This window comes from Paenibacillus sp. EKM211P, assembly GCF_011066175.1.
GTDB classification, from domain to species: Bacteria; Bacillota; Bacilli; order Paenibacillales; family Paenibacillaceae; genus Paenibacillus; species Paenibacillus polymyxa.
The window spans coordinates 132,357-158,302 of sequence record NZ_JAAMNS010000004.1; the positions used below are offsets into that span (position 1 = coordinate 132,357).

Here is a 25,946-nt window from a genome sequence, read left to right on the forward strand (position 1 = left end):
AACGGCGGGGGGAAGCTATGGAATTCACTAAAATGAATGGTCTGGGTAATGATTTTATCGTTTGGTACGGGCATCAGGAATTGCCGTCTGACGCCTCGGAATTAGCTGTTCGGCTATGTGATCGACATTTTGGTATTGGCGCCGATGGATTGGTATATATATTGCCGTCTGAAAAAGCAGATTTTCGCATGCGCATCATTAACTCAGACGGCTCGGAGGCCGAGCAATGCGGTAACGCTATTCGTTGTGCTGCCAAATATGTGTATGACCGTAAGCATATCAACTGTGAACAGATCACAATTGAGACGCTGGGTGCAGGTGTGCAGCAGGTTGAACTGACTGTGGAAAACGGAACTGTACGAATGGTAAAGGTAGATATGGGAGAGCCGATTCTGGAAGGATTGAAAATTCCAACTACACTCGATTTGACTAACGTAATAGATGAGCCCATTGAAGCTGGAGGAAGTGGTTTTCGCTTTACGGCTGTTTCTATGGGAAATCCGCACTGTGTCATTTATGTTGAGGATGCGCCTAGCTTTGATCTGGAGGCCTGGGGGCCAAAGCTGGAGTGTCATCCATTGTTCCCTAAAAAAACAAATGTTGAGTTCGCCACGGTACGGAGTCGGAAGCGTATAGATATGAGGGTATGGGAGAGGGGAGCAGGACCTACGCTAGCCTGTGGAACTGGAGCCTGTGCTACGCTTGTTGCTTCTGTACTAAATGGATACAGCGACCGCCGCGCCATGGTAAGCCTAAAAGGCGGCGATCTGGATATTGAATGGAGCGAGGATGATAATCACATTTATATGACAGGTCCGGCTGAGATTGTATTCGAAGGTCGTCTATTCTGAATTGATGTGAATGATAAGAATAGCCCCTAAATGACCTAAGAATATATAGAAGTGAAGGGGAAGAAGACCTGAGTAGGTCTTCTTTTTTTGTCCTTTTATGCCGCTGTTTACTGGGGAAATGGTGAACCAAGCGATATTCTGTCTTTTTTTGACGTCTGAACAATGTATAATATAGAAAATGAGAAAACGATAAGGAGGTCGTTCATAGTGCGGAAATTTCGTTGGATTTCAGCAGTTGCAGTCCTCATACTTGTAGCCACCGCGCTTCCGGTTCAAGCGGCGACTATTCCTGCTGCCACGGGAACGACGGACAAGCAGGTGGGCTCGCTAACTCCGACAGTCGTAAGCCGTTTAGAAAAAGCAGTACAAGAACTTATCGGTTCAAAAACTGCATTTCAATTTGACGATGTAACGGATATGGGGAAAACCTGGATTGTCGAGGGTGAATTGGAAGACGGAACAGCTACGTTGCAGACAGAATATAATAAAGAGAAAAACAGAGTAGATTCTACAACTATACGATATAAAATAAGTAGTTTGGGAAAGGCGATGAACGCGCCACTCAAGGCAAAAGTATTAAACAGCGCCAAAGCGTTTGACAGCAAGCGTCCCTTACAATTTGAAGCATTCTGGCGGGTCAAATCCCCCTATCAGTCCAACAAGCCTTCGAATTACTGGGTATTCTGGGGGGCAGGAGAAAAAGCTTCCTCATTGTATGTTGATGTGGATCAAGGTAATGCTATTACCGTCAATGCGGACTATGCGCTGAGACAGGTGGACCCAGTATTATTGAACCGTGCAATGAACACATTTAAGCGAGTGAGTGGACAGCGAATCACAGTGCAGCATGCCTCACGCTACAAGGATGAGAAAAATGGGCTTTCTTATTGGTCGTTCGAGGATGCAAGCGAGGCGAATGAGGTCAAAATTGGAGCGGTAACTGGAAAAGTGCTAGCTGTATCCACCTCTGGGATGGACTGGAATGATAACGCAGATTTCAAAAAATCTTTTGCAAGTCCAAAATATACCGCCGCCGAAGCATTGAAGCTGGTCAAGCCTAAGGTTCAACTATTGTTCAATATCAATGTGTCCGGCTATAAAGTGAATGTTCAAGGAAATCAATATACGTTCTCCAAGCAGCAAAAGGGGACGGATTCTATTGTGGCTAAAGTAAATAAAAAAGGGACTTTTTACGAGTTTTCTCTCCATTCTTCTGATGGGAAAATGCTATGAAAATGTAGTGGTAAATAGAAAATGATAACTCAAGTTGCCTTACTCCTGGTATCATTTTGTCGGGGCGTGAGGCGGCTTTTTTTGTTTTTGGCTTATGTTTGTAGTCTCTTTATGTTACATTAGTATGAAAATAAAGAGCGGGGTGGAGCAGAGGACATGAAACCGGATTTGCGTACTGTGCTGAATCGTGAAATTATTGTCGGAGACGGCGCTATGGGGACTTTTTTGTACCAGCTAGGATTTCCAGTAAATACGTCTTACGAAGAACTGAACATTACTTCGCCTGATGTTATATCAGACGTACATGGTCAGTATTTAAATGCAGGAGCACGATTGCTGGAGACGAATACATTCTCTGCAAATGATTATAAGTTAGCTCGCTTTGGACTGGAATCTAAGGTGGAAGAGATTAATCGTGCTGGTGTGCGAATTGCCAAGGCTGCTGCCGGACCTGAACATTATGTAGTAGGTGCGGTCGGTTCCATATGCGGAGGCAAACGTCTTAACATATCCAAGCTGGAGCTGTCAAGAAACTACGAGCAGCAGATCGATGCCCTTCTTTCCGAAGGGGTTGACGGCATTTTATGCGAAACGTTTTATTCACTGGACGAAATGCGCATTGCGCTTCACAGTGTACGTAAATACAGTGACATTCCGGTAATTTGTCAATTTGCGGTCGATCAGGTTGGTCGTACCCAAGATGGTTTTCTAGTGTCAGAAGCTTTTTCAACACTGCGTAGTGAAGGAGCTGACATCCTCGGGTTTAACTGTCACTCCGGTCCGCAGGGAATTATGAGTGTAATGGAGCAGCTGGATGGTCCTTTGTCTGTACCGCTGTCTGTATATCCAAATGCGGGACTGGCAGATTATGTGGACGGTCACTATGTATACGGTGCATCACCTGAATATTTCGGAGAATGTGCCGCGTCCTTTGTAGATCTCGGGACCAGGCTGATTGGTGGTTGTTGCGGAACTACGCCAGACCATATTGCTGCTATTTCCAAAGCTTTAAAAAATTTGCAACCGCCCCCGTTGGCTCCAAAAGAAGCTTTGTCGACAGAGTCCATTCATGTGGTGGAGCAGACAGCAAATGAAGGGGGACGAGGCAATGGCAGACATGCCAGCGAACCCAACATTGTGGATCTGGTTAAGGAACGGCATACGGTCATTGTAGAGCTGGATCCTCCGCGAGATCTGGACATTACCCGGTTTATGCAAGGTGCGCATGCCTTGAAGAAAGCCGGAGCCGATGCACTTACACTTGCTGACAATTCGCTCGCAGTCACTCGTATGAGCAACATGGCGCTTGGGCATCTGGTTAGTATTGAAACAGGCTTGCGTCCATTAATTCATATCGCATGTCGTGACCGTAATCTGATTGGTACTCAATCCCACATGATGGGTTTTGACGCACTGGGTATTGACCATGTACTGGCGGTTACTGGTGATCCGGCGCGGTTTGGTGATTTACCAGGCGCCAGTTCGGTGTATGATATGACATCTTTTGAAATCATACGCATGATCAAGCAGCTAAATGATGGCGTCGCATTTTCCGGTAAACCACTCAAGCAGAAAGCTAATTTTGTGGTGGGAGCTGCTTTTAATCCGAATGTTAAGCATTTGGGTAAAGCCGTACAGCGGTTGGAAAAGAAAATTGCCTCCGGGGCCGATTATATTATGACCCAGCCTGTTTACGATCCTGAGCTGATTATAGCCATTGCAGAAGAGACACGGCATTTGGAAATACCGATTTTTATCGGTATTATGCCGCTGGCTAGTGGCCGCAATGCAGAATACTTGCACAATGAAGTGCCAGGCATTCAGTTATCCGATGAGGTGCGTGCACGTATGTCGGGACTGGAGGGCTCGGAAGGACGAGCAATGGGCGTGTCTATTGCCAAGGAGCTGCTTGATACGGCCATGGAACATTTTAATGGGATCTATTTCATGACTCCTTTTATGTTCTATGAAATGACAGCTGAGCTGACTTCATATGTATGGGAAAAATCAGGCCGAGTACAGGCCCCCTTGTTTCGACTATAATAATCAATTACAATAGTATAATGGATGTGATGCCGATGTCATTGAGTATGACCGGATACGGTCAAGCCATCCTTCATCATGAGGGGTATAAAGTGCGCTTGGAATTGAAATCGGTCAATCACCGCTATTGCGAAGTGATGATGAGAATTCCACGTGAATGGACTCGTTATGAAGATGGCTTGAGAAGAACGGTTCAACAGCAGATTAAACGCGGTCGTATCGATGTTTTCATCCACAGGGAACGTGATGAAGAACAGATACCCGCCGCACGGTTGAATGACACTGTGGTGCAGGCTTACCTGCGTGCAGCGGAGCAGCTGGCGGATCGTTATGGCGTTAAAGGAACGTTAGGTATAAGTGATATCCTTGCTTTGCCTGATGTTCTGGGTGAGCCTGGAGAGGCTTGCAATGGAGACGAAGATGACTGGGAAGAGCAACTACAGCGAGCTTTGAATAAAGCTTTGCAAGGTTTGCTGGAGATGAGAAGGCGAGAAGGCGGGCATTTGGTACAAGATGTGGAATCCCGCATTTTACGTTTGGAATCCTTTCATCATGAAATGGCGGTGTTGGCTCCTCATGTTGTGAGCGACTACCGTAACAGGCTGAAGAACAGGCTTAAAGAGCTTCAGGACGGTTCATTTACGCTTGATGAACATAAGTTCGGAATGGAGATTGCGTTATTCGCGGATCGCAGCAATATTGATGAGGAGCTTACCCGGCTTCAAAGTCATTTTGGACAGTGCAAAAGGTTGCTGCTGTCGGACGAGCCGGCCGGTCGCAAATTAGATTTTTTAATCCAGGAAATGAACAGGGAAGTCAACACGATCGGCTCTAAGGCTAATCATCTCACATTAGTTAACTTGGTCGTTGAGATGAAAGCAGAGCTCGAAAAAATTCGTGAGCAGGCTGCAAATATTGAGTAGCTACCTGGTAGCGGCACGGCTGCAATAGTCACATGTATAGGGGGAAAGACCTGAATATGGCAATCAAATTGATCAATATTGGCTTTGGCAATATCGTGTCGGCCAACCGAATAATCTCCATCGTCAGTCCGGAGTCTGCTCCGATCAAGCGGATTATACAGGAAGCCAGGGACCGTCATATGCTAATTGATGCTACCTATGGCCGCCGGACACGGGCTGTTATTATTACAGACAGTGATCATGTAATCCTGTCTGCGGTGCAGCCGGAGACGGTCGCTCATCGCCTATCCACTAAAGATGATGACAATGACGAATAAAAATGGAGTGTACTATGGCTAAGGGATTATTATTTGTAATATCCGGACCTTCGGGGGTCGGTAAAGGAACGGTAGGCAATGCATTGCGCGAAAAGCTACCTGAGATAACGTATTCTGTTTCTGCTACAACTCGAACACCTCGTTCGGGCGAGCAAGATGGAGTGACCTATTTTTTCAAAACGCGTGAAGATTTTTTAGGGATGATTGAACGGGATGAATTGTTGGAGTACGCAGAGTATGTAGGTAACTACTATGGCACTCCACGTGATTTTGTAGACCAGACGCTTGCGCAGGGTAAAGATATCTTTCTGGAAATCGAAGTTCAGGGCGCGCTAAAGGTTAAAGAAAAATTTCCAGAAGGCATATTTATATTCTTGCTTCCACCTTCGCTGGATGAGTTGAAGGATAGAATTCGGGGACGTGGCACAGAAACTCAAGCAACCATTGATCACCGTATGTCGGTAGCTGTGGACGAGATGAACCTGTTGCGTCACTATGATTATGCGGTTGTCAATGATGAGATTGATTTCGCTTGTAAACGAATAGAATCCATTATTATCGCCGAACATTGTAAGGTTCGACCTTAAGCGAGGGCTTTACATATGCCAAGCGTACCAAAAGAGAAATAATACTGTATAAGCTGAGCTTGAAGGTGTACACTGGAGTTCAGCTTATACAGCTTAAAACTACATGAAGAGGTGTCTATTCGTGCTGTATCCTTCCATTGATGAAATGATGAAAAAGGTAGATAGTAAATATTCGCTGGTTGTAGCGGCATCACGCCGTGCTAGACAGTTGCGTGAGGGCGAGAAGACGAGCTTGAAGAGTCCTAAATCTCACAAACAGGTTGGAGTAGCTCTGGAAGAGATCTATGCAGATCATCTTTTGCTTGAAAGCGGCGAAGAAGAATAAGAATTATAGACAATCATTATAACCAGGCGCAATGCCAATTCCTTTGACAACCGCAAGGTTGTTATTTTTTTCGGTCAGGGGGAGTTAACGATGTTGAAGGGGAAAGTTATTATTCTTGGTATAACCGGCGGAATTGCTGCCTATAAAGGGGCTGCGCTCTGCAGTAAGTTGACGCAAAAGGGAGCCGATGTACATGTGATTATGACGGCTTCTGCCAAGGAGTTTATTACCGAACTTACGCTGCAGTCACTCTCTCGCAATCCGGTGTACAGTGATACATTTGATGAAAGAGAGCCGTCTATCGTATCCCATATTCATCTGGCGGATGCGGCTGATCTGGTGCTAGTTGCTCCTGCAACGGCGAATATCATCGGGAAAATGGCGCATGGTCTTGCTGATGATATGTTATCGACAACGTTGCTGGCTACGACAGCGCCTATTATGGTGGCCCCTGCGATGAATGTACATATGTACACTCATCCTGCAGTCATGCAAAATATGGAGACACTGGTATCCCGTGGTGTGAAGATGATTGAGCCTGGTGAAGGATTACTGGCTTGTGGTTATGTTGGCAAAGGACGTTTGGAAGAGCCAGAAACTATTGTGCAAACGATTGAGCGCTTTTTTGATCAGCAAGCTCAGGAGCCTGAAGCCACAATCAAGTCTGAAGCACGGTGGTTTGGAGAAAAATCTACGGAGAAACAAGTAACCGAGCGACTTGTAGATAAGAATGAATTAGCGCTTTCGGGAAAAAAAGTCATTGTCACGGCTGGAGGCACGATTGAGCGAATTGATCCTGTCCGTTATATTACGAATGATTCATCTGGTAAAATGGGCTTTGCCATTGCGAAAGTGGCTCAGGAGATGGGGGCAGAGGTGCATTTGATTGCTGCCAATACCAGTGCGGAACCGCCTTTAGGTATTTCGCTTGAAAGGGTCCGGTCAGCTGAAGACATGTACCAGGCTGTGCTAAAACAATGGGAAACGAGTGATATGGTCGTTATGGCTGCTGCCGTTGCAGATTATCGACCACGTGAGGTGGCACAGACCAAGATCAAGAAAAAAGATAGTGTATTTACACTGGAGTTAGTGAAGAACGTCGATATTCTGGAATCACTCGGACGCAGCAAGAAACATCAATTTTTAATTGGTTTTGCAGCAGAAACGGGAAATTTGGAGACGTATGCAATAGATAAATTAGAACGTAAAAATTGTGATTTGCTTGCGGCAAACGATGTAACTGTGGATGGTGCAGGTTTTGGCGTCGATACAAATGCTGTTCAAATATATGACCGAAGCGGGATGGTGGAGCAGATTCCTGTACAGTCAAAGGAAGAGGTTGCGCGTAAATTGCTTACTCTAGCCGCGGGACGCATGGGTGGGGTGCTGCATTAATGGAGACAGGCAATTTAGTTGCCAAGGTCATTGTCGATGTACCTGCCAAGGATACAGATCGTACCTTCGATTATCTGATCCCAGATTCCATGAGACCTTGGATTGAGCCAGGTAGTCGGGTAGCTGTGCCATTTGGCAAACGGACGGTGCAGGCTTTTGTTATCTCGGTAGTTCCAGCTGAAGAGCCGCCGAAATACAGGATGAGGGCGATTCAGGAGTTGCTGGATCTGGTACCGCCCTTATCTCCCGATTTGGTTGAACTGGGCAAATGGATGAGCGAGCGTTATGCTTGTAATCAAATTATGGCACTGCAAGTGATGATTCCTACCGCGCTTAAGGGCAAGGCGGAACGTTATATCTCCATTGCCGAACAGCAAGAGTCTACGAATCCACAGCGGTCTATGCTGTCTAATCAGGGGGATGAGATCGAATGGGCCCTTCTGACTGACGACGGTATGAGCGACCCGGCGGAGCGTCAGATTGTCAGCTTCATTCAGAATAAGGAGCAAGTCCCGTTGCAGCAACTTAGTAGACGTTTCCCCGAGGAGGCGGAGGTTATTAAATCGCTGTTACGCCGCGGAGTGCTTCAGGAAAGCCAGGTTATTAAAGACAAGCTTGGCAAAAAGACGATGAAAGCTGTTGATCTGGCTATCAGCATAGATGAAGCATCCATGGCACTGGAGCAATTTTCTGCCAAGGCGCAGCGTCAGCGGGAGGTACTTGCTTTTTTGCTGGAACGTAGCGAGTTTCTGCCTCTGCCGCTGAAGGAAGTTATGACCTCGTTAGGTGTATCAGCTGCGACGGTTAAGGCACTGGAAGATAAGGGCTATGTGTTACAGGAAGATGTTGAAGTGTTCCGCGATCCCTACCGGGGCAGACACTTCAAGCCTACAGACCCACTCCCTCTTACGGCAGAGCAGCAGTCGGTGTATGAACGGATTGTTCGTCAGCTGGACATGCGTGAGCAAGGAGCTTATTTGCTGCATGGAGTCACAGGAAGCGGTAAGACGGAAATCTATCTGCAGACCATTCAGCGCTGTATCGAGCAGAATCGCCAGGCGATTGTGCTCGTACCTGAAATATCATTAACTCCACAAATGGTCGAACGTTTCAAAGGACGTTTTGGCGACCAGGTCGCAGTGATGCACAGTAGATTGTCCGGGGGAGAACGGTACGATGAGTGGCGCAAAATACGCGAAGGCCGTGTAAAAGTAGCGATTGGCGCTCGTTCAGCGGTATTTGCCCCTTTTCGTGAGCTAGGGCTCATTATTATGGATGAGGAGCACGAAACGTCCTATAAGCAGGAAGAGACGCCCAAATACCATGCGCGTGATGTAGCCATTCGCAGAGCGCACCAGCACGGGGCTGTCGTTATTCTCGGTTCAGCTACACCGTCACTGGAAAGCTATTATGCTGCCCGCTCCCAAAGCAATGACGAGTTTGCGCCGCTGCTGCTTGAAATGCCGACCCGCGCATTGGGGAACACGTTACCCGAAGTCCATATCATGGACATGCGTGAGGAGCTACGGGCCGGCAACCGCTCCATGTTCAGCCGTGCGTTGCATAATGGAATAGCAGAGCGATTAGAGCGTAACGAGCAGACGGTATTACTGTTGAACCGGCGTGGTCACTCCACGTTCGTCATGTGCCGGAGCTGCGGCTATGTGGCGGGATGTCCGGATTGTGATATTTCGCTTACCTATCATCAGCGGTCGAACAATTTACGTTGTCATTATTGCGGATATTCCGAGCCTGTACCTCAGACTTGCCCGGAATGCGGTAGTGAGCATATTCGTTACTTCGGTACAGGTACTCAGCGAGTGGAAGAAGAGTTGGCTAAGCTATTCCCTGGTATACGTGTTGTCCGAATGGATGTTGATACAACGACTGAAAAAAACGCTCATGAAAAGCTGCTTAAGCAATTTCGTGATAAAAAAGCAGACGTACTACTGGGTACTCAAATGGTAGCCAAAGGGCTGGATTTTCCCGATGTAACGCTGGTAGGTGTCATTACTGCGGATTCTGCTCTTAATTTACCGGATTTTCGGGCTGCGGAAAAGACCTTTCAGCTGTTAACACAAGTAGCCGGGCGTGCTGGAAGGCATCAATTGCCGGGGGAAGTATTCGTACAATCCTACACTCCAGAGCATTATTCGGTGGTTCATGCAAGCCGTCATGATTATTCATCTTTTGTGAGGGAAGAGTTGAAACACCGCCGTAATTTGCACTACCCGCCATATTGCCGACTTATTTTGGTGACCTTTTCTCATGAACAGCTTCCAGTGCTAGTCCGATTGGCTGAAAATTATTCAGCGACACTACAGGGACGAGCCAGACAACGGGGCTGGTTCGGGAATATGGACCGGCTTACATCGGATGTATTGGACATTTTGGGGCCAGTAGCTTCACCCATTTCGAGAATCAAGAATAGATACCGATTTCAATGTATGATAAAATGGCGTGGAAATATTGACGCGATTGGTTTGGCTCAGCAAGTGGCTGATGAAATGGCCGAATCTGCGCAGGCACAAAAGTTGCTGATTAGTCTGGATGTTGATCCGCAGATGCTGATGTAGAGTGTTAACACTAAAGTTATTCGCACAATTGATGCGGACAAGCCGTCCGTACATAGGATAATGTAGCAGTCGCTTTTGTGATGAATACAGTAAAACCTAAATGAAGGAAAAAGAGGAAGGTGTTCTGTTGTCATGTCAATTAGAATTATAGTGTTGGAGCCGGATGACGTATTGCACAAAGTAGCAAAGGAAGTTACTAAAGTTACGCCTAATGTGCAAAAGCTGCTGGACGATATGGCAGATACGATGTATGAAGCGGAAGGAGTAGGCCTAGCTGCTCCACAAGTAGGTATTTTGAAGCGGCTCATCGTCGTAGATGCTGGAGATGAGCATGGCTTGATAAAAATGATCAATCCAGAAATTGTGGCCGAAGAAGGAGAGCAATTGGGACCTGAAGGCTGCCTAAGTATTCCAGGGTTAAACGGGGATGTACGTCGTGCCGAGAAGGTTACAGTCAAGGGACTGGATCGCGAGGGTAAGGCTATTACCGTTACAGCGACAGGGTTGCTTTCTCGTGCTTTTCAGCATGAAATTGATCATCTAAATGGAGTATTGTTCACGGATATTGCAGAAAAAGTATATGAGGTTGCTCTGGAACAGCCAGGACCGAACCGTCAGACAGGGGAGTGAGGTTCGATGAGCCAAGACATTCGTATTATCTTTATGGGTACACCTGAATTTGCAGTCCCATCGCTGAACATGTTGCTGGACAACGGATATAACGTGGTCGGTGTAATTACTCAGCCGGATAAGCCACAGGGACGGAAAAAAATATTGACGCCTACACCAGTCAAGGAAGCGGCTGAGAAGCGCGGATTGCCTGTGCTGCAACCGACACGCCTGCGTCAACCGGAAGCGGTAGCTCAGGTGGCGGAATTGCGTCCCGACCTGATTGTAACCGCAGCTTATGGCCAAATTTTGCCTAAGTCCGTATTAGACCTGCCTCGTTTCGGCTGTCTGAATGTGCATGGTTCGTTACTTCCCCGATATCGGGGAGGTGCACCGATCCAGCGTGCGATTATTAACGGTGAAACTGTGACAGGTGTGACGCTAATGTATATGGCGGAAGGGCTGGACACCGGAGATATGATATCGCGGGTTGAGGTGGCTATAGAGCCGGAGGATACATCGGGCACAATTTTTGAAAAGCTAAGTGTAGCCGGAGCTAGACTTTTGCAGGACGAGCTGCCCAAGTTGCTGGCAGGGCAATCAGACCGTACGCCGCAAAATGAGGACGAGGCGACCTATGCCCCGAACCTGAACCGTGATGATGAGCGCATTACATGGAGTGATAATGCAGAGCAAATATACAACCGGGTTCGGGGTCTGGTTCCTTTTTCTGGCGCGTTTACACTTTGGGAGAACAATGTTTTTAAAATATGGGCTGCGGAGCAGCCTTCCATAAATAATGAAGCGAGTGGCTCAAATGCTCCAGCACCCGGCACGGTTCTTCAATTAACCGCCCGTGGCATTGAGGTGCAGACAGGCGAAGGCACTCTCTGGCTGACCCAGGTTCAACCGGCAGGTAAGAAGGTTATGGAAGCCGGAACCTTTGCGCGCGGCGGACAGATGAAGCCCGGCACGGTGCTCGGATGAGCGGGGGACACTCCCGTCAGGGAGACCAACGCAAGGGAGTGGGGACCAGATCCGACAAAACTCGCAAACAGACGGCGCGGGAAGTTGCACTTGACGTGCTGACCGGTGTGGAGCAAGAGGGCGCGTATAGCAATCTTGAGCTCAATCGCCGGCTTCAGCAGGCAGGTTTATCTGCAAGTGATGTTGGTTTGACGACGGAACTTGTATACGGTACAGTGGCACGCCGAAATACACTGGATTATTTTTTGAATAAATTTGTTCAAAAAGGAACGGCCAAGCTTCAGCCTTGGGTACGTTCGTTGCTGCGGATGAGCGTATATCAGCTGGTGTATCTGGATCGAGTTCCAGATCATGCAGTTGTTAGTGAAGCAGTGACCATTGCCAAGCGGCGCGGGCATCAGGGGATTTCCGGTATGGTCAATGGTGTGCTTCGCAGCATGCTGCGTGAGTCGGACAAGCTGCGTATTCCTGACGGTTTGTCAGCAGAGGAACGGATTTCGTTAGAACATTCCCATCCACAGTGGCTAGTTAAGCGCTGGATCAAGCAATACGGTACCGATACAGCTGAGGCTATCTGCAAGGCTAATAACGAGCCCCCTGCAGTCAGCGTGCGAGTGAATACGACGATGACCAGTCGTGATCAGCTGCTGGACGAGATGATTGCAAAAGGGATTGATGCCGTTCCTTCGGCCGTTAGCCCCTATGGGATTGTTGTTCGTAGCGGCGGAAATATGGCGCTTACCTCGTGGTATACGGACGGATTGTTGTCTGTACAGGATGAAAGCTCCATGCTTGTTGCTGAAGCGGTCGCTCCTGAGCCTGGCATGGCGGTGCTGGACTGCTGCGCAGCTCCAGGTGGCAAAACAGCTCATATGGCTGAGTTGATGAAGGATCGCGGCCGGATCGTTGCAAACGATCTGCATGCCCATAAGCATCAACTAATCCGTGAGCAAGCGAATCGGCTTGGCCTGGATGCTGTTGAGACGGTTACTGGTGATGCGTTGGATCTAAAGGAACGATATGCTCCGGCTTCTTTTGACCGTATTTTGCTGGATGCGCCATGCTCGGGCTTTGGGGTGATTCGCCGTAAACCTGATCTGCGTTGGAGCAAAACTGCGCAGGATGTTCGCGACATTACTCAACTGCAGCACGAGTTGCTGGATAGTGTGGCCGGACTGTTAAAGCCGGGTGGTATTCTGGTATACAGTACTTGCACGATTGAGCCTGACGAAAATGAAGGACAATTGGCTCGGTTTTTAAGCGAACATCCAGAGTATGAGTTGGCAAAGGATCATTCTTTTCCAGCCGTGAGTCATGAAATGGATGGTATACAGAAAGGCTCGGTACAGCTGTTACCGCAGCATTTTCACAGTGACGGATTTTATATTGCGCGTCTGCGCCGGGTAAAGTAGCTCGGAAGAGAATTCCAGGTAGCTGCCCACCAGTATTTCCACAATCCGCCGGACACTTCCGGCGGTTTTTTGCATGAAGATGAAAAATTTTTACCCCCTCAGGGATTTGTGCTAAAATAGGAAGAATGAAAAACACTGTCTGCGATTAAACAGAACTTAATGAAGAAGGAACGGGTGCAAATATTGATGAAACCTTTTATATATGATTTAACACTGGAAGAGCTTCAGGACTGGGCCAAAAACAACGGTGAGCCTGCCTTTCGGGGAGGACAAATTTTTGACTGGCTGTATGTAAAGCGGGTCAATAATTTCAGTGAGATGACGAATTTGTCCAAGGGGCTGAGAGAAAAGCTGGAGGAGCAATTCAGTTTTGTGACGCTTCACGAAATAACAAAGTTGGAATCGAAAGATGGGACTGTTAAATTTCTGTTTGGCTTACACGATGACCATGCTATTGAGACGGTTATCATGAGACATAATTACGGAAACAGTATTTGTGTAACGACTCAAGTGGGTTGCCGGATTGGCTGTACTTTTTGTGCCTCGACGCTTGGGGGTCTCAAAAGAAACCTGACGGCTGGCGAAATTACGGCACAGGTGGTGCAGGCTCAGAAAATTCTGGATAAAACGAATGAACGAGTGAGCAGTATTGTGATTATGGGCTCGGGTGAGCCTTTTGAGAACTATGAAGCGACAATGACGTTTTTGCGTACAATGATTCATGAAAAGGGCCTGAATATTGGTCAACGTCATATTACGGTGTCAACCAGCGGCATTGTGCCCAATATTTATAAATTTGCTGACGAGGATACACAGATTAATCTGGCAATATCCATTCATGCGCCCAATGATGCGTTGCGTTCGAAGCTGATGCCTGTAAATCGGCGTTATCCTTTTAAGGATGTTATGGATTCTCTTCGTTATTATCTTGCTAAGACGGGGCGGAGAATTTCGTTCGAATATGCCTTGATCGGTGGAGTAAACGACCAGGCAGAACATGCTGAAGAGCTTGCGGATGTGTTGAAGGACATGCTGTGTCACGTCAATTTGATTCCAGTCAACCATGTGCCTGAGCGCAAGTATGTGCGCACATCGCGCAGCGATATTTTTAATTTTCAACGTATTCTTGCCGAAAAAGGCGTCAATGTGACGATCCGGCGTGAACAGGGTCACGATATTGCCGCTGCCTGCGGTCAGTTGCGTGCAAAGCATATGGAGTTGGGGTGAAACCATTTGATCAAAACAGTTCATGTCAGCCATGTCGGACGTGTGCGTTCGGTAAATGAGGATTCTGCCTGGATCAGGCACTTGGAGCAAGGCTATATTCTTGGAATTGTTGCCGATGGTATGGGAGGGCATCTGGCCGGAGATACGGCCAGCCGCCTTGCGGTAGAGACACTTGCCGCTGATTTGGCGACGCTGGAGAGCGGATTATCCGCACATTCTTTGACAGCGGCGCTCAGCGACGCTATTTTGCATGCCAATGAAGTCATCTTCCAAACGGCTGCGCGCGATGACCAGTATCATAATATGGGAACGACGGTTGTTGCCGTGTTGCTCAATGATGCATCTGGAATTATCGGACATATTGGTGACAGTCGCGCCTATGTCATATCCAAAGGAACGGTACGTCAGCTTACAGAAGACCATACTTTGGTTAATGAGTTGTTCAAAAACGGTCAGATTAGTAAGGAAGAGCGGGAGAACCATCCCCGTCGCAATGTGCTGACACGGGCATTGGGCACTGATTCCGAGGTGAAGGTGGACATTGACACCATTACGCTGGAAAAAGGCGATGTACTATTACTATGCAGTGACGGATTAAGCAATTTGGTAACAGAAGAACAGATCAGTAAGGTAGTAGGTGCCGCAGAAAATCCTTTGGAGGAACGTGCGGATCGTCTGCTACATCTGGCGCTGCTTGCCGGTGGAGACGATAACATTACTGTAGCTTTGTTTGAATTGCCCGACAACACGGTTTCATTGAGTGAAAAGGGGTGTGAAGCATGATCGGGCACCTGCTTGGGGGAAGGTACGAAATTATTGAGCGCATCGGTGGCGGCGGTATGGCGCTGGTGTATAAGGCTCAAGACATTTTGCTGAATCGCAATGTCGCGGTAAAAGTGTTGCGTCAGCAATTTGTTCATGATGAGGAATTTATTCGCCGGTTTCGGCGTGAGGCACAGTCAGCGGCCTCGCTTTCTCATTCGAACGTGGTCAGTATTTATGATGTCGGCCAAGAGGATGAAATCCATTATATTGTAATGGAGTGCGTTGAAGGCAAAAATTTGAATGAAATTATTAAAGAACGTGCGCCATTACAAGTGGATGAAGCAGTGCGGATTGCTTCCCAGATTTGTGATGCGCTGGAACATGCCCACCAAAATCAGATTATTCACCGGGACATTAAGCCTCATAATATCTTAATTGGACGTAATGGACGGGTTAAGGTAACCGATTTTGGGATTGCTCGAGCTGTTACGTCAACGACAATTACTCAGACAGGTTCTGTTGTGGGTTCTGTTCATTATTTTTCACCTGAGCATGCAAAGGGTGTCATTACTGGCGAAAAATCGGACTTATATTCTTTAGGTATTGTCTTATATCAAATGCTAACGGCACAGCTTCCTTTTCTGGGAGAAAGCCCAATTAGTGTGGCACTCAAGCATTTGCAAGAGGAATTTGAGGAACCGCGTAAAATTAATCCGTTGATTCCGCAAAGTGTAGAAAATGTCATTCTAAAATCGATGCGTAAAAATCCGGAGGAACGTTACCAATCAGCAGACGAAATGCTAAGGGATTTGGAGACTTGTCTGCTACCGGGGCGGCGCAATGAATCCAAGCTGGAGTTTACACATTTGGATGATGAGGACCAAACGCGGGTTATCCCAGCTATTAAGCCTCAACAATTAGGTGTGTCTTCCAGTGGTGACGATGTGCCTGTCCAACCTCGGGAGTCTGAACAGCTTCCGAACAAGCAAACGTCCAAGAAAAATAGAAAAAAAACGATATTCTGGGTAACACTAGTGTTGGTACTACTTTTGTGCATGGGCGGCGTGGTGTACTATGTGCAAAGTGTGCTTGTCGTACCTGAGGTGAAAGTACCAAGTGTACTGACACAAACAGAAGACCAAGCGAAGGTCACTCTAAGTAAAGCAGGACTAGTCATTGATGATCCAATCCAGCATGAATATAAAGAGGGGATTGCACCGGGAGTTGTTTTTTATCAAAGCTACCCTGAAGGTTCTTTAGTCAAGGAAGGAACGGAGATTAGTCTGAAAGTCGGGATTGCCAAGCCGCTCACCCCGATGCCAGATGTCAAAGGGCAAAGCTACGAGAATGCTGTCAAGCTACTGACCGCCCAGCAGATTAAGGAAACGCAGATTCAGCAAAATGAGCAGTTCAGTGATCAGGCTGAAGGAACCGTCATTAGTCAGACACCTGCTGCAAATGAGCCATTTGATAAGGATTCGGTTCAGGTAGTGCTCACCGTCAGCAAAGGCGCTGCCACTGTTAAAATGCCGAATCTTGTAGGGATGACGCAGAGCCAGGCGGAAAATGAGGTCAAAAAGGCGGGGCTGAAGGTTGGCTCAATTAAAGAGGAATTTAGCTATGAGCAGGATAAAGGAAAAGTAACCAAACAATGGCCTTCAGAGGCGGGCAGTGATCTGCCCCCAAATACGGAAATTACGTTTTATGTAAGTACGGGTTACCCGCCAGAAGCGATTACGTTACCGTTTAATGTACCTGTGGCGCCGAAGGAAGAGGGCAAAAACAGTAAAATTCGCATCACTTATACAGATGCACGTGGAGAAAATCAGGAGTGGGGCAGCCGTACGATTAATACGACACAGGTGTTTACGATCAACCTGCTGATGGCCCCTAACAAAGACAGTGTCGTCTCCGTATTTAGAGATGGTGCTTTTGTTGACACGTATCCTGTTTCTTATATTGATGCAAAAAATGGAACGGTGACGATGCCTCAAATTGCTCCACCTGCAGGAACATCACCGACTGATACATCTGGTGGTACTTCCTCGCCGAATGGAAGTGGAAACGGTGAGGAAGGAAACAGCGGGGAATCTTCTAACGATAGTGGTAATGGTGGAGGCGACTCTAACAACCAGGAGGGGACAGAAGGCGATGGTGATCCTTCTGCTTTTGCCCCAGGAACCGATTCCTCAGGAGTTACGCGCAGTGAGTTGGCGGTTAGCAAAAAAAACAACCCCGGTCACGGTTCTCGCAAAAAGAAGGACAAAGTGATCGAGGCTGTGCAGCATCAGTAAACTTACTAGAGAAAGAAGCTTAACCTGTTCCACACAATGAAACTTGAACATTATGAAGGAGGACATCTTACACATGCCTGAAGGTCTGATCGTCAAGGCGCTTAGCGGATATTATTATGTCTCCAGCCTGGATCAGGATGGGCGTCCGGTATCCGGCGAAGCTACGGTACAATGCAGAGCACGTGGCCTTTTCAAGAAAAAAGAGATTACGCCCCTTGTTGGTGATCGGGTCGTTTACGAACTAACTGAAAACGGGGAAGGTATGGTCAAGGAGATTAGAAAGCGTACGACGGAGCTAATTCGCCCTCCAGTAGCTAATACCACGCTGGCCGTGCTGCTGTTTTCCCTGCGTGAGCCGGATTTAAACCTGCCTTTACTGGACAAATTTTTAGTCCATATTGAGCACGCCGGGCTGGATACGATTATCTGTCTGACCAAGCGCGATTTGTATGAAGGCAGCCCTTCAGAGGATGATAAGGTGCTGATGGTTCAGGAAATGTATCGGAAGATTGGTTACGAGGTGCTGGTAACCAGCGCCCGTACTGGAGAGGGTACGGCTGAGCTCAAGAAGCTGTTGGCCGGCCAAATCAGCGTGTTTTCCGGTCAGTCAGGTGTAGGGAAGTCCTCCATGCTTAATGCTTTGGAGCCTGGCTTAACGCTGGAGACGAGCGCCATAAGCAATAAGCTGGGACGAGGAAGACATACGACTCGCCATGTGGAGCTAATTCCTTTAGACAACGGTGGGTTTGTAGCAGATACGCCGGGGTTTAGCCAACTGGATTTTTTAGAGCTGGGCGTGGATGAGTTATCGCCTTGTTTTCGAGAATTCCAACAATATGCGGAAGGATGCAAATTTCGGGGTTGTACGCATATTCACGAACCTGGCTGTAAAGTAAGAGAGGCCTTGGAAGAGGGACATATTTCACAGGGACGCTATGATAGCTATCTGCAATTTTATCAGGAATTAAAAGAAAAAAAACGGAGGTATTGAGCATATGTTAAAAATAGCACCGTCGATTTTATCCGCTGATTTTGCTCGTTTGGGCAGTGAAGTCGCGGAAGTCCAAGCAGCGGGGGCAGACTGGATTCATGTGGATGTTATGGATGGTCATTTTGTATCCAATATTACACTGGGCCCCCCTATCGTTCAGGCTATTCGGCCGCATACAACTCTCCCACTGGACGTTCATCTGATGATTGAGCAGCCTGAACGTTATATTAGTGATTTTGTAAAGGCAGGAGCTAATATCATCACGGTCCATGCGGAGGCCTGTGTTCATTTGCATGGTGTCCTTCACATGATCAAGCAGCAAGGCGCTCTGGCGGGAGTGGCTCTCAATCCGGGGACTTCACCATACGCGATCAAGGAAGTGCTGCCCAATGTAGATATGATTCTTGTGATGACGGTTAATCCTGGTTTTGGGGGCCAGTCCTTCATTCCAGAGACGTTGAATAAAATCAGACAAATCCGTGCTTGGTTGAACGAATTGGGTCGTCCAGACGTACATATCGAGGTGGACGGAGGTATTGCGGAGGAGACGGCACCAGCCGTATTTGAAGCAGGTGCTGACGTATTAGTGGCAGGTAGTGCAGTATACGGCAGAGCAGACCGTGCAGCGGCTATTACTGCTATTCGGGATAGTGTCGCTCATTTGTCCAAGTGAAGCTAACTGAAGCACTGTGGATGACCTTAGCGAGTATGATGACCGGTTTGACACTCAGTTGTTTCTCGCTAGTGAAGATGCCTTGGAATGCTATACTTTCACTTTTGGCTGTTCTTATTGTCCTGTTTTATTTTCGTAAAAATGAACGGCGTGGTTTGCGTATCGGTTTTGTGGTCTGCAGTGTGCTTTATTATATCCTGTTTATCTTTATACTCTCAGCATATCTCTATGTTCGTGGACTTGTCTGATGGTATAGCCTGGGATGGTTGTGCATAAATATGGTTACATGAGCGGGATTCTCATGTAGCCTTTTTTTGTGGGGCAACAACCCTTGACAGGTTGCATAAACTACAGAGAACGGATGCAGGAGGATGATGGGGAGGGTGAGGCATGAAGTTTTACACAATCAAGCTGCCAAAATTTCTGGGTGGATTCGTCAAAGCCATTTTGAATACATTCCAGAAGAACTGAAATCAAAGTAACGTTGACACAGGATGTAGGATGAAGGCGAAAGGTACACAGGAGGCACGCTTCCCGGGCACAGCAGATTGATAGCTCGGCAATAAAAGACAAGAATGCGCGGGAAGTTGCCTGACATTTTGTCCTCCTGAATCAGTGGGATATTATTCGAATAATCAAAAAAGCACCCGTTTAAAACGAGGTGCCTTTTGTTTATAACGATATTTTTTTACGACTACACGCGAGTCACTTTACCGGCTTTCAATGCACGAGTGCTGACATAAACGCGTTTCGGTTTACCGTTAACGAGAATGCGAACTTTTTGTACGTTGACGCCCCAAGTACGGCGATTACGGTTGTTAGCGTGAGATACGTGGTTACCGCTGCCAGGCTTTTTGCCTGTTACAGAACATTTACGAGACATGATTCCACCTCCTATTCTGAAAATAACCAAACTCCATATGGAATGGGTCGCTCTTCAGGCCGACTGGGTCAGCCGGACTTTATAAGTCACTAACCTGAACAAAACAATACTTAAATATAATATCATAGTCAAAAAAGCTCCGTCAACTGATTCAAAAACTTTATTTATTTCTCTTTCGCATTATAGTACAATATGGGATAGCTATTGCTGCGACTATTTTGTTTTTTAATGGAATGTGAATTCTTATTCCAGTCATGCCGGGCAGTTCAGAGGCGGGACCATAATCATCATTCCGGCCAATGATTTTTTGTTGGGCAGTTGACTGGTTTTTCATATTATATGAGCTGTGGAAAGAAACCAGAGGATGGTTACGGAAGCTTACGAAAGGGTGACATTCGTATTCGTCGTCTGGCTTTAGTATAATTCAATTGAACCTTGAACATGTGTTGTGAAGATGGATTGTAAAACAATTGTATTAAGCTAGGAAGGGGAATTCTCTTGAGTAATCGTTCTTTGAATGGAACAGACTTTACCGCGATGGTTTTAGCCGGGGCGGAACAATTACAGCAGCATGCGGAGCATGTCAATTCACTAAATGTATTCCCGGTGCCAGATGGTGATACGGGAACCAATATGAATCTGACGATGAGCGCGGGCGTAACGGAATTGAAGAGGGGAGATTCTTCCTCCATCGGTGTCATGTCCGGCATCTTATCCAAAGGCTTGCTGATGGGGGCCCGCGGCAATTCAGGGGTTATCCTGTCTCAGTTGTTCCGTGGCTTCAGCCGTTACGCTGCCCCATACGAGGAATTGAATACCCTTCAGTTCGCATCGGCATTGCAGAGCGGGGTGGATGCGGCCTACAAGGCGGTGGTTAAGCCGGTGGAGGGTACAATTCTTACCGTGGCGAAGGAAGCGGCCAGACATGCTGTGTTTTTCTCGCGCCGGACGAACGACATCACAGAACTGATGGAAGAAGTGCTTGCCAAAGCAAAGGAAACGCTTGCCATGACGCAGGACATGCTCCCTGTACTGAAGCAAGTAGGGGTTGTAGACTCGGGTGGACAAGGACTTGTGTATATTTATGAAGGATTTATGCAGCATCTTGGAAGCGGATTGGTGACATCTCCAACTTCAAAAGGCGATAGTGTACGCCCGGTTTTTGCTCCTTATGTATTGGAGAGACCTACAGCTGCGCTTGTTGCTCCTTCTCCAGATGCGCCGATTTCTGCGCAGGCGAAGCTCGAAACGGAGAATATTGAATTTTTGTATGATATGGAGTTTTTTATTAATCGACAATTGGGCGAAGCGCAAGGTACAAATTTTGATGAGGAAGCTTTCCGGAAAGCGTTGTCAGTAGATGGTGATTCGATTATCGTTATTTCGGATGATGATGTCATCAAGGTTCATGTGCATTCTAAGGCTCCAGGTGAAGTCTTGAATCTTGCGCTGCGTTACGGGGAAATTACACAGATTCGAATTTTGAATATGCGCGAGCAGCATCGTGATTTGCTGTCTGCAGGTATGGATGGTGCTCCTGAGCCTGAATGGTTTGCAGAAATACCAACAGAGCCTGCACGTGAGGAGGAGCCATCTGAGCCTCCAGCTCATGAGCTAGCACCTTTTGGCTTTATAGCTGTGGCTTCTGGTGAAGGGATTGCTGATATTTTCAGAAGCTTGGGTGTTGATGTTGTCCTTTCGGGTGGTCAGACGATGAATCCGAGCACAGAAGATTTCGTGAATGCGGCTCGCTCGATTGCGGCTCAACATATTTTTATTCTGCCGAATAATTCCAATATAATCTTGGCTGCTGAACAAGCGCGTGAATTGCTAGAGGTGGAACGTTTGGTGTCGGTGATTCCAAGCAAAACAATTCCTCAGGGCATTGCAGCAGCATTTGCTTACCAAGAGGAAGAAGCCTTTGAGGTAAACCAAGATAATATGCGGGACGCAGTTACCCGTGTGAAGTCTGGACAAGTGACCTATGCGGTTCGGGATACGACACTTGATGATCTGCATATTACAGCGGGCCACTACATTGGTATTCAGGATTCTAAGATCGTGGCGACTGAGGAGCAATTAATGGCAACATCCCGTCTTTTGCTGGCGAAAATGCTGGTGAATGGCGATGAAATTGTTACGATTCTTACAGGTTCGGACGCAAAACAAGAAGAGACAGATCAGCTTGTTGCGTGGCTTGAAGAAAATTATTCGGATGTTGAAGTGGAAGTTCATGAAGGTGGTCAGCCGATTTATCCTTATCTGTTCTCAGTGGAAACCTGATGTGCTTTGGCACACCCATGGTAGTCCACTACAAAGGAGGTCTGACTGATGAGAACTATCATTTTGACAGATAGCACGGCTGATATTCCACAGGAAATAGCAGATCGTCTCGGCATAGTCATTGTACCATTGACGGTGATGTTCGGCAGCACAGCTTACCTGGACGGTATTGAGATGTCAGCTGCACAGTTTTACAGCGAACTGGTACGGGCTGATGAACTACCTACAACGTCACAGCCATCACCAGCTCGTTTTTTGGAGACGTACACGGAACTGTTGGAGCAATACCCCGAGAGCCAGATTATCTCTATCCATTTATCCTCCGGTGTGAGCGGAACGTACCAGTCCGCTCTGCTGGGTAAATCCATGTTGGAGAAGCATGAAGATAGAGTGACCGTTATGGATTCCAAGTCGGCCTCGTACGGATACGGTATGCTCGTGGTTTACGCCGCAGAGCTGGCAGCTGCCGGGCAATCCCCGGCTGAAATTATTCAGGGTGTGGAACGTCTTGGAGAACGTCGTTGTTTGTATTTCCTGGTGGATACACTGGAATACTTGCAAAAAGGCGGACGAATTGGCAAGGCAGCGGCTATGGTTGGTACGTTGCTTAACATTAAGCCAATTCTTTCGATTGACAAAGAAGGTATTATTTATTCGGCTGATAAGGCGAGAGGGCATAAAAAAGCGACAGCACGAATTATTGAACTGCTGGAGCGGGATTTAAAAGGCCAAAAAATTAATATTGCTGTGGGTCATACGGCAGATCGCTCGGCGGCAGAAGCGTTTGTGGCTCAGCTGGCAGAGCATTTTGAACTGGGCGATCAAATATATACTGAACTTGGCGCTGTGATCGGAACTCATGTGGGACCAGGAACGATTGGTATTTTTGCATGGCCGGCCGGAGATGAGAGGTAATATGCTGCAATTGGATCAAATACCATTAAAACAAATACACGGCGTGAGTGCTCTCAAAGAAGGAGAGCTTCACGCTTTTGGCATTTCTAACGTGCAAGATATGCTGGAATATTATCCGTTTCGGTATGAAGATTACCGACTGCGATCGCTAAGCGAAGTGAAGGACGGAGATAAGATTACAGTACAGGCGAAAATTATGGGCATTCCGGTGCTTCAGCGTTACGGACGCAAATCAAGGTTAACTTGTAAATTGATGGCTGAGGATTGGATGTTTACTGCAACATGGTTTAATCGGCATTTTTTGAAGGATCAGCTAACATCAGGTCGTGAAATTGTGGTGACTGGGAAATGGGATCTTAAGCGAATGCAGATGACTGTTGCAGACTCTGAGTTCCCTGATAAAGGAGTGGCTCGTTCGGGGACACTTCAACCGGTGTACTCTATAGGTGGCAAGATTACGCAGAGCTGGATGCGAAAAATAATGAATCAGACGCTCCAGCAGTTTGGTGAAATGATTCCTGAGATATTGCCAGATCTGCTGGTACGCAAGTATAGTATGATGCCGCGTAAGCAGGCCATTGCAGGTATACACCAACCTCAGGACAATCGAGAGGGACAAGAGGCTCGGCGACGGATGGTGTATGAGGAACTCTTTTTATTCCAGCTGAAAATGCAGGCATTCCGAGCGTTAAATCGTGGTCGAGCGGACGGGGTGGTGCATACGGTGGATAACGCCACGATCCGTGAATTTGTGAGGGCTTTGCCTTTTGAATTAACGGATGCACAGAAGAAGGTTGAGCTTGAAATACTGTATGATCTACGCTCACCTTATTGTATGAACCGTCTGCTCCAAGGGGATGTTGGGTCGGGGAAAACTGTGGTTGCCGCCATCGGTTTATTCGCAACAGTACGTTCCGGTTTTCAGGGAGCACTGATGGTGCCAACCGAAATATTGGCCGAGCAGCATATGCGGTCGCTTCACAAGCTGTTTGAACCCTTTGGAATCAGCGTGGGGTTACTGACAGGAAGTACAACTGGGAAGAAGCGTAAGGAGTTGCTTGCCGCTCTTCAAATGGGTCTGCTGGATATTGTGGTGGGCACGCATGCCCTTATTCAGGAGGATGTGTATTTCCGCCAGCTTGGACTAGTTGTAACGGATGAGCAGCACAGGTTCGGAGTCAACCAGCGTAGTGTACTGCGCCGCAAGGGCTACAACCCCGATGTGCTGACCATGACCGCCACACCGATCCCGCGTACGCTGGCGATTACTGCTTTTGGCGATATGGATGTTTCAACGATATCAGAGCGGCCCAAAGGACGGATTCCAATTTCTACGTATTGGGTGAAGCACGAACTGATGGATCGAGTGCTCGGTTTTATTTCTCGTGAGGTAGATCAGGGACGGCAGGCTTATCTAATCTGCCCGTTGATTGAAGAGTCAGAGAAGCTGGATGTACAGAATGCCATCGATCTGCATATCCAAATGCAGCAGGCTTTTCCACATTATCGCGTTGGGCTGTTGCACGGACGAATGACTCCTGCAGAAAAGGAAGAAGTTATGCGTTCCTTCTATGCAAATGAGGTTCAGCTACTCGTTTCAACCACGGTTGTAGAGGTGGGGGTAGATGTGCCCAATGCGACGCTAATGATTATTATGGATGCAGATCGCTTTGGATTGTCCCAGCTACATCAGTTACGTGGACGTGTTGGAAGGGGCGCACATGCCTCATACTGTGTACTGATCGCGGATCCTAAGTCGGAGGTTGGTCAAGAGCGGATGAAGGTAATGACCGATACGGACGATGGTTTTGAGGTTGCTAGACGCGATCTGGATTTGAGAGGGCCGGGGGATTTCTTTGGCACCAAGCAGAGCGGGTTGCCCGAGTTTCGGTTAGCAGATATGGTAGCGGACTTTGAGGTGCTGGAAAAGGCACGTGAGGATGCAACTGATCTAATCAAGGACTCCTCTTTTTGGACATCTCCGCAGTATGAAGCACTTCGCGGTTATTTGCAAAAAGAGCAGATTTTCCAAGGGGATCTTATCGACTGACCCACCATGAATGATGAGGATGTTCTAAACGTTTCTAACAGATAGGTACAATGGACAGGCTGACCGTCATATATTTGGGAATGACCGAATGATATGGGAGGTGTGGCAACATTGAGCTATCAGCAATATGGAATTAGTCCGCAATTGGTGGAGCGGATTAAGTTAAAAATGAAAAATCGTGCGCTCAAGGAGCGGGTCAAGCAGCAGATCGAGGGCGTGACCAAAGCAGATCTGCAAAACAAAGCTAAGGTGCGTCATCTTGTGAAGACCACTTCTGCTATTTTAAACGAGCGATTGACGGCTACACAGGAGGAGCAACTGACTGCCTTCGTATTGGCACAAAAAATTGATCCGTCTAATACGTTCCATCTGATCAAGCTATGGGGAATGTTCCGTTGATGCTGTTCGAACGGGTGCTTCAAAGCACTTTCCATGTTTTATGTGAAGCATAGATAAAAAAAGGATTGCCTGATGTTAGGCGATCCTTTTTGGCTTTATTTAAGGCTTTTGTATTTCATTCCCCGGGCAATAGGCAGTAGTCTTTTAGTGTGAAAATCTATTCGTAATAACCACCAATCTTGATAGACCGTTCCATGGCCTGTACACC

At 47.4% G+C, this 25,946-nt stretch carries 23 protein-coding genes; 22 read left to right on the forward strand and 1 reads right to left on the reverse strand.

What is annotated here, in order from left to right; translation table 11 throughout:
* Positions 1 to 17: 17 nt before the first annotated feature.
* From dapF to spoVM, 18 genes are all read left to right on the forward strand, one after another.
* Complete coding sequence (gene dapF / locus G9G57_RS08840; RefSeq protein ID WP_164964849.1) at positions 18 to 851, forward strand: diaminopimelate epimerase; 834 nt, start codon at positions 18 to 20, stop codon at positions 849 to 851.
* 207 nt (positions 852 to 1,058) lie between these two features.
* Complete coding sequence (locus G9G57_RS08845) at positions 1,059 to 2,084, forward strand: hypothetical protein (RefSeq protein WP_164964850.1); 1,026 nt, start codon at positions 1,059 to 1,061, stop codon at positions 2,082 to 2,084.
* A gap of 156 nt (positions 2,085 to 2,240) precedes the next feature.
* Entirely contained in the window at positions 2,241 to 4,127 is a 1,887-nt protein-coding gene (locus G9G57_RS08850) for a bifunctional homocysteine S-methyltransferase/methylenetetrahydrofolate reductase (protein WP_107733363.1), read from the forward strand.
* A 35-nt stretch (positions 4,128 to 4,162) separates the two neighbouring features.
* Positions 4,163 to 5,050 carry a YicC/YloC family endoribonuclease gene (locus tag G9G57_RS08855; protein ID WP_107733364.1) on the forward strand — a complete coding sequence of 296 codons (888 nt, stop codon included), beginning with the start codon at positions 4,163 to 4,165 and terminating at the stop codon, positions 5,048 to 5,050.
* Between the two features lie 56 nt (positions 5,051 to 5,106).
* A complete protein-coding gene (gene remA, locus G9G57_RS08860) occupies positions 5,107 to 5,367 on the forward strand; it encodes an extracellular matrix/biofilm regulator RemA (protein WP_005548256.1) in 261 nt (86 codons plus the stop codon).
* Between the two features lie 14 nt (positions 5,368 to 5,381).
* The gene (gene gmk, locus G9G57_RS08865; RefSeq protein ID WP_016822355.1) at positions 5,382 to 5,954 is read left to right on the forward strand and encodes a guanylate kinase; all 573 of its coding nucleotides are present in this window, start codon (positions 5,382 to 5,384) and stop codon (positions 5,952 to 5,954) included.
* A 121-nt stretch (positions 5,955 to 6,075) separates the two neighbouring features.
* The gene (rpoZ, locus tag G9G57_RS08870; RefSeq protein ID WP_013371850.1) at positions 6,076 to 6,279 is read left to right on the forward strand and encodes a DNA-directed RNA polymerase subunit omega; all 204 of its coding nucleotides are present in this window, start codon (positions 6,076 to 6,078) and stop codon (positions 6,277 to 6,279) included.
* A 90-nt stretch (positions 6,280 to 6,369) separates the two neighbouring features.
* Positions 6,370 to 7,674 carry a bifunctional phosphopantothenoylcysteine decarboxylase/phosphopantothenate--cysteine ligase CoaBC gene (gene coaBC, locus G9G57_RS08875; RefSeq protein ID WP_164964851.1) on the forward strand — a complete coding sequence of 435 codons (1,305 nt, stop codon included), beginning with the start codon at positions 6,370 to 6,372 and terminating at the stop codon, positions 7,672 to 7,674.
* Positions 7,674 to 10,250: a primosomal protein N' gene (priA, locus tag G9G57_RS08880; RefSeq protein ID WP_016822353.1), complete on the forward strand. Its 2,577-nt coding sequence runs from the start codon at positions 7,674 to 7,676 to the stop codon at positions 10,248 to 10,250. Before coaBC ends, priA begins: the two co-directional genes overlap by 1 nt.
* Before the next feature lie 132 nt (positions 10,251 to 10,382).
* Entirely contained in the window at positions 10,383 to 10,880 is a 498-nt protein-coding gene (gene def, locus G9G57_RS08885; protein ID WP_016822352.1) for a peptide deformylase, read from the forward strand.
* 6 nt (positions 10,881 to 10,886) lie between these two features.
* Positions 10,887 to 11,846: a methionyl-tRNA formyltransferase gene (gene fmt, locus G9G57_RS08890; RefSeq protein ID WP_025365200.1), complete on the forward strand. Its 960-nt coding sequence runs from the start codon at positions 10,887 to 10,889 to the stop codon at positions 11,844 to 11,846.
* Positions 11,843 to 13,258 (forward strand): 16S rRNA (cytosine(967)-C(5))-methyltransferase RsmB, encoded by a 1,416-nt coding sequence (gene rsmB / locus G9G57_RS08895; RefSeq protein ID WP_026065454.1) that lies wholly within the window; start codon positions 11,843 to 11,845, stop codon positions 13,256 to 13,258. The genes fmt and rsmB overlap by 4 nt, the downstream gene beginning before the upstream one ends.
* 186 nt (positions 13,259 to 13,444) lie before the next feature.
* A complete protein-coding gene (rlmN, locus tag G9G57_RS08900) occupies positions 13,445 to 14,485 on the forward strand; it encodes a 23S rRNA (adenine(2503)-C(2))-methyltransferase RlmN (RefSeq protein ID WP_025365198.1) in 1,041 nt (346 codons plus the stop codon).
* Between the two features lie 6 nt (positions 14,486 to 14,491).
* Positions 14,492 to 15,268 (forward strand): Stp1/IreP family PP2C-type Ser/Thr phosphatase, encoded by a 777-nt coding sequence (locus G9G57_RS08905; protein ID WP_016822348.1) that lies wholly within the window; start codon positions 14,492 to 14,494, stop codon positions 15,266 to 15,268.
* Positions 15,265 to 17,544, forward strand: coding sequence for a Stk1 family PASTA domain-containing Ser/Thr kinase (gene pknB, locus G9G57_RS08910; protein WP_016822347.1), 2,280 nt, complete (start codon positions 15,265 to 15,267; stop codon positions 17,542 to 17,544). The genes G9G57_RS08905 and pknB overlap by 4 nt, the downstream gene beginning before the upstream one ends.
* Before the next feature lie 73 nt (positions 17,545 to 17,617).
* Entirely contained in the window at positions 17,618 to 18,535 is a 918-nt protein-coding gene (gene rsgA / locus G9G57_RS08915; RefSeq protein ID WP_016822346.1) for a ribosome small subunit-dependent GTPase A, read from the forward strand.
* A gap of 4 nt (positions 18,536 to 18,539) precedes the next feature.
* Positions 18,540 to 19,208, forward strand: a complete 669-nt coding sequence (gene rpe, locus G9G57_RS08920; RefSeq protein ID WP_019687943.1) for a ribulose-phosphate 3-epimerase — start codon at positions 18,540 to 18,542, stop codon at positions 19,206 to 19,208.
* Between the two features lie 390 nt (positions 19,209 to 19,598).
* Entirely contained in the window at positions 19,599 to 19,679 is an 81-nt protein-coding gene (gene spoVM, locus G9G57_RS08925) for a stage V sporulation protein SpoVM (protein WP_010345573.1), read from the forward strand.
* 223 nt (positions 19,680 to 19,902) lie between these two features.
* Here spoVM and rpmB read toward each other — a convergent pair whose 3' ends face one another.
* Positions 19,903 to 20,091 carry a 50S ribosomal protein L28 gene (rpmB, locus tag G9G57_RS08930; protein WP_013310881.1) on the reverse strand — a complete coding sequence of 63 codons (189 nt, stop codon included), beginning with the start codon at positions 20,089 to 20,091 and terminating at the stop codon, positions 19,903 to 19,905.
* A 498-nt stretch (positions 20,092 to 20,589) separates the two neighbouring features.
* On the opposite strand from rpmB, the gene G9G57_RS08935 reads away from it, so the two are divergent.
* From G9G57_RS08935 to G9G57_RS08950, 4 genes are all read left to right on the forward strand, one after another.
* Positions 20,590 to 22,374 carry a DAK2 domain-containing protein gene (locus G9G57_RS08935; RefSeq protein WP_164964852.1) on the forward strand — a complete coding sequence of 595 codons (1,785 nt, stop codon included), beginning with the start codon at positions 20,590 to 20,592 and terminating at the stop codon, positions 22,372 to 22,374.
* Between the two features lie 48 nt (positions 22,375 to 22,422).
* Positions 22,423 to 23,289 (forward strand): DegV family protein, encoded by an 867-nt coding sequence (locus G9G57_RS08940; RefSeq protein ID WP_164964853.1) that lies wholly within the window; start codon positions 22,423 to 22,425, stop codon positions 23,287 to 23,289.
* A 1-nt stretch (position 23,290) separates the two neighbouring features.
* Complete coding sequence (recG, locus tag G9G57_RS08945) at positions 23,291 to 25,339, forward strand: ATP-dependent DNA helicase RecG (protein ID WP_025365192.1); 2,049 nt, start codon at positions 23,291 to 23,293, stop codon at positions 25,337 to 25,339.
* Between the two features lie 111 nt (positions 25,340 to 25,450).
* On the forward strand, positions 25,451 to 25,738 hold the full coding sequence (locus tag G9G57_RS08950; RefSeq protein ID WP_016822341.1) for a stage VI sporulation protein F: 288 nt from the start codon (positions 25,451 to 25,453) through the stop codon (positions 25,736 to 25,738).
* Positions 25,739 to 25,946: the final 208 nt, after the last annotated feature.